This is a genomic window from Vibrio sp. 1402 (genome assembly GCF_033340275.1).
This window is the reverse complement of record NZ_JAWOWE010000154.1, coordinates 1-845: the sequence shown is the minus strand read 5'-3', so window position 1 is coordinate 845 and position 845 is coordinate 1. Positions and strand designations below refer to the sequence as shown.

At 51.5% G+C, this 845-nt stretch carries 1 protein-coding gene and 1 pseudogene; both read right to left on the bottom strand.

The annotated features are described in order from the left end of the window. Window positions 1-802: tyrosine recombinase XerC (locus R7044_RS24765; RefSeq protein WP_225455941.1), on the bottom strand; the 802-nt coding region annotated here is incomplete at its 3' end. Further along, a pseudogene (locus R7044_RS24760) lies at window positions 768-845 on the bottom strand (DUF484 domain-containing protein); the annotation flags it as partial. The pseudogene R7044_RS24760 and the gene R7044_RS24765, both read right to left, overlap by 35 nt.

Sequence of the window (845 nt, the reverse complement as noted above, 5' to 3'; positions counted from 1 at the left end):
GTAAGTTGTTGCTCGACTCCAGCATGTGCGTGGCAAATGAGTGGCGCAACTTATGTGGGCTAATGTGACTGGCTACAGACTGTTTTTGTCCCCACTCGGCCATGCGTTTTTGCACGCTACGGTGCGAAATACGGGTTCCGAGTTTAGACACAAATAATGCAGGTTCACCTGGCGCTGCTAAGTCACCACGAACGCGCAGCCACTTACCAACCCATTCCGTTGCCATCCCCGAAAAAGGCACTTTACGTTCTTTGTCACCTTTACCGATAACACGAAGCTCGCCACTGCGCAGCTGCACATCTCGCACATCCACACTGACCAACTCGGCTAAACGCAGGCCGGCACCGTACATCAGCTCCATCATTGCGCGATCGCGGATCGCCAATGGGTCATCTTCATTCACTTCGAGCAGTTGATTCACTTCATCCACATCGAGGTTTTTTGGCAGCGGGCGCTTTTTACGAGGTGCAGACACCCCTTTGGCTGGGTTGGCTGACATCTCACCACGCAAAATCAAGAAATCGAAAAAGCTACGCAGCGAAGACAAGCGCGTAGCTAAGCTGCTGGCCTTCATGCCTTCTCGCATGCCTTTACCCGCAAGTTGTCGAACCCAGCCAGCATCAACTTGAGACCAATCTTTCAATCCCATTTCGGCAAGATGCTGCGCCATGGTTTCCAACTGTTGCTTGTAATTGCGTTGAGTGTGCAAGCTGAGCCCCTTTTCGCTTCGCAAGAATTCGTAGAAGCGTTCAAGAGGCTTTTGAAGACTATTTGGCAGAGGAGTGTTGGGAGTTGTCGTCATCGTAACTTTGCCATACCAGTGTTTGAGCGAGATGTGCCACTAC